The organism is Mesorhizobium sp. (assembly GCF_017306585.1).
Taxonomy (GTDB): domain Bacteria; phylum Pseudomonadota; class Alphaproteobacteria; order Rhizobiales; family Rhizobiaceae; genus Mesorhizobium.
The window spans coordinates 1-5,482 of sequence record NZ_JAFKIC010000091.1 but is presented as its reverse complement, the minus strand read 5'-3'; the positions used below and the strand labels follow the sequence as shown (position 1 = coordinate 5,482).

General features: G+C 63.9%; 5 protein-coding genes. 1 reads left to right on the top strand and 4 read right to left on the bottom strand.

All coding sequences use genetic code 11. The features are described from left to right. Positions 1 to 127 precede the first annotated feature (127 nt). The 4 genes from J0I79_RS03215 to J0I79_RS03200 form a co-directional block, all read right to left on the bottom strand. A complete protein-coding gene (locus J0I79_RS03215) occupies positions 128 to 1,078 on the bottom strand; it encodes a substrate-binding domain-containing protein (RefSeq protein ID WP_292855283.1) in 951 nt (316 codons plus the stop codon). A gap of 63 nt (positions 1,079 to 1,141) precedes the next feature. Further along, positions 1,142 to 2,113, bottom strand: coding sequence for an ABC transporter permease (locus J0I79_RS03210; protein ID WP_292855284.1), 972 nt, complete (start codon positions 2,111 to 2,113; stop codon positions 1,142 to 1,144). Between the two features lie 17 nt (positions 2,114 to 2,130). Continuing rightward, complete coding sequence (locus tag J0I79_RS03205; protein WP_292855282.1) at positions 2,131 to 3,705, bottom strand: sugar ABC transporter ATP-binding protein; 1,575 nt, start codon at positions 3,703 to 3,705, stop codon at positions 2,131 to 2,133. Between the two features lie 8 nt (positions 3,706 to 3,713). After that, complete coding sequence (locus tag J0I79_RS03200) at positions 3,714 to 4,412, bottom strand: GntR family transcriptional regulator (RefSeq protein WP_292855281.1); 699 nt, start codon at positions 4,410 to 4,412, stop codon at positions 3,714 to 3,716. A gap of 168 nt (positions 4,413 to 4,580) precedes the next feature. Between J0I79_RS03200 and J0I79_RS03195 the strand changes: the two genes are divergently transcribed. After that, on the top strand, positions 4,581 to 5,482 hold a 902-nt coding region (locus J0I79_RS03195), incomplete at its 3' end, for an iron-containing alcohol dehydrogenase (protein ID WP_292855280.1).

Genomic DNA, 5,482 nt, shown 5'->3' with positions numbered 1-5,482 from the left:
GAAGATTTCGTATTCCTCGGTGAATTCACCGGTCAGCATCAGGATTTTCTTGGCTGGCATGACTTGTCCCTTTCGATTGAGATGGCGAGGCGTGAACGCGCCTCGCCGGGGATTGCGATGGCGGTTTTCAGAACGGAGAATCGGGGAAGTAGTATTCCTTGGCATTGGCCTGGGTGATCAGCGGTGCGTCGAGCTTGACGTGACCGCGGACCGGCGCCTGGCCGATCAGATTGGCAACCGTCATGTAGATGGCGGTCTTGATCATTGCCGGCGGGTAAGGCGTCTCGACCGGCGTCACGGCATCGCCGTCGATAACCTTCTTGACGATGTCCTTCATGCCGTTGCCCCCAAGCGCCAATTTGATGTCGGTCCGACCGGACTGCTTGACCGCCTCCAACACGCCGAGCAGCATGTCGTCGTCATTGGCCCAGACCGCGTCGATGTGCGGATACTTGGCGAGGTAATCCTGCATCAGCTTGAACGCCTCGTCGCTGTTCCAATGGGCGTACTGGATGTCGAGCACCTTGATGCCGGTGCCCTTGATCGTGTCCTGGAAACCTTTGATGCGCTCGTCGTCGATGACCGTCGGGATGCCGCGCAGCACGACGATGTCGCCCTTGCCGCCGAGCTTGTCGATCATGAACTTGGCCGTGTTGGCGCCGACCGCGATGTTGTCGCCGGCAAGATAGAGGTCCTGGATCGAGGCGTCGGTCAGGCCGCGGTCGACGACCGTGATGAACGTTCCCATGTCTTTGATGGCCTTGACCGGCTGGGTCAGTTCCTCGGAGGTGTAGGGCAGGATCACCAGGGCATCGAGCTTGCGGCTGGCGGAAAGGTCTTCCAGCGCGCTGACCTGGTCGGCTGCCGACGGCGAGGTCTTGACCACGACCTCGACGTCAGGGAACGCGGCGTTGATTTCCTTGGCCGCGGCCTGCGCGTGATAGACCACGCCCGCGGTCCAGCCGTGGTCGGCCGCCGGTATCGACACGGCGACCACCTTCTTGTCGGCCGCCAACGCCTGGCCGGCGACCATCAAGGCGCCCACGGCCACGGCCGCAACCCATTTTCTACTCAACATAGTAACCTCCCAGAGATGTGGACCGATCAACACAGGTTCCCGCCCGGTCCCAGAAAGGCGGGGCTATTTGGAAAATCGCTGCACGAGCATGGCGATGATGATGATGACGCCCTGGACCGCCGCCACGAGGTATTCGGAGACGAAGTCCGACAGCACCATCAAATTGGCGATCAGCTCGAGGATCACCGCGCCGGCAATCGTGCCCCAGATGCGGCCCTTGCCACCGCGCAGCGCTGTCCCGCCGATCACCACGGCGGTGATGACCTGCAGTTCCCAGAGCTGGCCGGTGGTCGGGGTTGCGGCGCCGAGCCGCGGCACGTAGCAGATGGCGGCGATCGCCACGCAAGCGCCCTGGATGACATAGGCGATGGTGCGCGTGCTGACGACCGAAATGCCGGAGTAGCGCGCCACGTCCTCGTTGGCGCCGACCGCTGCGCATTTGCGGCCATACTTGGTCTTGTAGAGCACGAAGGCGCCGAGCGCGGCGACGGCCGCCGAGATCAGGATCGGGATCGGGATCCCGGCGAGCGTGCCGAAATAGACTGGCCGATAAGCCTCACGCAGCGACCGGTCGATCGGGATCGTGCCGCCATTGGTCATATAGGTGATGAGCGCCCGGAAAATCCCCATCGTGCCGAGGGTGGCGATGAACGGCTCGATCCTGCCGACCGTGACCACAAGGCCGTTGGCCAGGCCGCAAAGCAGTCCGGTCACCACCGCGATCGCCATGCCAGCCGGGATGGCCCAGACGCCGAGGCTCGGAGCCATCATGTTCATGAACATGATGGTGATGCCGGCGATGAATGCCACCATCGAGCCCACCGACAGATCCAGGCCGCCCGACGAGATCACGAAGGTGGCGCCGACCGCGATGATGGCGACATAGGCGCTGCGTGTGATCACGTTGGCGAGGTTGGTTTCCGACAGGAAGTCCGGGTTGACCAGGAATCCGAGCGCGAGCAGCGCCGCGAGCGCCAGGAACGGACCGGCATCGGCCCACGAGAACCGATATTGCCGGGCGCCTGACGCCGGCACGGATTGGCTAAGCGCTGTCACTGTGATCCTCCATGGGCGAGTTGCGCCCGTTCGCTCGTGGCAAGCAGCGCGATATTGCTCTCGGTCATCTCCTCGCCGGAGACCTCGCCGCTGATCCTGCCCTCGCGCATGACGATGATGCGGTCGCAAAGTCCGACCAGTTCCTGCATCTCCGAGGAGATGACGACGCAGGCCTTCCCCTGCGCCACGAGGTCCTGGATGAACAGGTAGATCTGCGCCTTGTTGGCGATGTCGATACCGCGCGTCGGCTCGTCGATGATGACAACGGACGGGTCGGTGAGCAGCACCTTGGCGAGAAGCAGCTTCTGCTGATTGCCGCCGGACAGCTGACCGGCGCTGGCGGCGAGGCTTTTCACCCGGATGTCGTAGTCGGCCACCGCCTTCGCCAGCGCCTCGGTCTCACGAGAATTTTTCATCACAAGGCCACGATGGAACCTTGAGAGCGCCGACAGCGTCAGGTTCGGCCCGAGCCGTTCCTGCAGCAGCAGCCCCTTGCCCTTGCGGTCTTCGGTCAGATAGCCGATGCCGGCGTCCAGCGCTTCGCGTTGCGAGCGAATGCGGATCGAAGCGCCGTTCAGTTCCACCGCCGCCGTTGCCGGCCGCAGACCCAGAATGCCTTCGAAAAGCTCGGTTCGTCCGGCGCCGATCATGCCGGCGAAACCGAGGATCTCGCCCCTGCGCACAGTGAAGGATATGTCCTGCGCAAAGCCGGGCACGGTGGCGTTGCGGACGGTGAGCATCGGCGCACCGGCCTTTCCCGCGCGCTTGGGCGGATAGAGCGCGGCAAGCTCGCGGCCGACCATGAGCCGCGCCATGTCTATCTGGGTCAGCGTGTGGCCGGGATAGGTGCCGACCATCTTGCCGTCGCGCAGCACGGTGACCTTGTCCGCCAGCCGCTGCACTTCGTCGAGACGGTGGCTGATATAGAGCACGGCGACACCGCGCGCCTTGAGGTCGAAGATGATGGCAAGCAGGCGCTCGACCTCGCCGCCGGTCAGCACCGCGGTCGGCTCGTCGAAGATGACCACGCGATGATCGTCGAGCAATGCCCGGGCGATCTGCACCAGTTGCCGGTCGGCGAGCGGGATGTCGCGCACCAGCGCCGTCGGCGATATCTCACAACCCAGTTCGGCGAGTTTGGCGGCGGCCAGCTTGCGCATGCGCGCGTCGTCGACAATGCCGCTCCTGGTGAGTTCGCGACCAAGAAAAAGGTTGTCGGTGACGGTCAGCGCGTCGGCGAGGAGAATCTCCTGGTGCACGAGCGCAATGCCGGCGGCCTGGGCATGGTCAGGCTTGGCGAAGCGCACGTCGTGCCCGTCGATCGACAACGTGCCTTCGGTCGGTTCGATGTAGCCGGAGAGAAGCCGCATGAAAGTCGACTTGCCCGCGCCATTCTCCCCGATGATCGCGTGAATCTCGCCGGGCAGGATATCAAGCGTGACATCCGCAAGGACCGTCACGCCACCGAATTGCTTGGACAGGCCGGCGGCGCGAAGCACTGCCGGGGCGGTCGGCCTATCGGCTGTCGGCACGGCAACAATATCTCTGTCGAGACGAGCGGCAATGGACATTGGAAGGATTACTCGAAAGCGGGCAGGAGCCTGTCCCGCGAATTCTCGATGTGGACCTGCATGGCTTTCGCGGCCGCATCCGCATCGCCGGCGGTGAAGGCCGCGAGGATCGCCTCGTGTTCGTCGAGCGCCTCCTCGGTGACGCGCGAATGGTACATCAGGCGAAAGATGTGAAAATGCGTGTGCTGATGGTTCAGCGTTTCCCGGATCAGTTCGTTCTGCGCGAACTCCATGATCTTGTCGTGGAAGATCGCGTCCTGCCTGGCAAAATTGGAATAGCGCAGGCGCTCATCCTTGCCGACCCGCCTCGCCATGACGCCGGCCGCCTCCTGCAGGATCGCGAGGCGTTCCGTGTCCAGCGTCGCTGTCGCCTTGGCCGCGGCGGCGGGCTCGAGCAGCAGGCGCAGTTCGTAAAGCTCGTCGAACCGGCGACGCGTGATCTGCGGCGCGGCGCGGAAGCCGATCAGATGGGTCTTGATCACGAGCCCCTCGCCTTCCAGCCGACCAAGGGCCTCGCGGATCGGCGTGTGCGACACGTCGAATTCGCGCACCAGATTGTCCACCGTGATCCGTGAACCCGGCGGGATCTTCAGTGACATCAACTGCGCGAAGATAGCTTCATAGACGTCACCGGCCAGGCTGTTGGCGCGCTGGATACGGCCGCTGGAGCGAGCTTCGGTATCAACCGTCTGGTCCGGATTTTCCATGTTCACCTCTTGACAGGAGCAAGCCCTAACACGATGCTCTGGTCAATTCAATACTATATCCTATACGATTTTATAGAGGATAGCCGAATGGCCCGAAGCGCATAACCGAGCTCACCAGCCGGACTCTTTTCGTGCCCAACCCCTTTCCGTCCAAAGGACTACCGCCCCATGACCTTATTCGCAGCCGCGCGCCTTCCGCGCGAAATCCTGTTCGGCAAAGGACAGCGCCATGCACTACCGGCCGTCGCGAGACGCCATGGCAACCGCGCCTTCATCTGTACGGACGAGCGGCTGTCGAAGACGCCTGAATTCGTCGAGATCGTCGCCGGCTTGAAAGCCGCCTCGGTCGAGACCCTGGTTTATGACGGGACCTTGCCCGATGTGCCGCGCGACAGCGTGGCGGTCTGCATCGCCGGGGCGAAGGCCTTCGGGCCGGACATGGTCATCGGCATCGGCGGCGGCAGTTGCCTCGACATGGCCAAATGCGCCGCGCTGCTGCTCAGCCACGGCGGCCAGCTCCAGGACTATTATGGTGAGTTCAAGGTCCCTGGCCCCACCCTCCCCGTCATCGCTGTGCCGACGACCGCCGGAACGGGTTCCGAAGTCACCCCCGTCGCCGTGATTTCCGATCCGGACCGCACCCTCAAAGTCGGTATATCGAGCCCCCACCTGATCGCCGCGGTGGCGCTCTGCGATCCCGACCTGACAGCGACGTGCCCGCCATCACTGACCGCCATCGCCGGCGCGGACGCGTTAACCCACGCCATAGAAGCCTTCACCGCTTCGAGACGCGGTACCGATGCAGACCTGCCGCAGAAGCACGTTTTCATCGGCAAGAGCGCGTTGACGGATCATTTCGCGCTTCTGGCGATCAAGCTCCTGGGCCGCAGCCTGGAGACGGCATGCCGCGACGGCTCGAACGACACGGCCCGCGCCGACGTCATGATGGGCGCGCTCGCCGCCGGCTGCGCTTTCGGCACCGCCGGAACCGCCGCAGCCCATGCCGTACAGTACCCTGTCGGCGCGCTGACCCACACCCCGCATGGGCTCGGCGTCGCCACCATGCTTCC

Excerpts from the sequence above, each read along its gene's own strand:
- J0I79_RS03215 (WP_292855283.1), bottom strand. The coding sequence starts at position 1,078 with ATGTTGAGTAGAAAATGGGTTGCGGCCGTGGCCGTGGGCGCCTTGATG.
- J0I79_RS03205 (WP_292855282.1), bottom strand. The coding sequence starts at position 3,705 with ATGTCCATTGCCGCTCGTCTCGACAGAGATATTGTTGCCGTGCCGACA.
- J0I79_RS03200 (WP_292855281.1), bottom strand. The coding sequence starts at position 4,412 with ATGGAAAATCCGGACCAGACGGTTGATACCGAAGCTCGCTCCAGCGGC.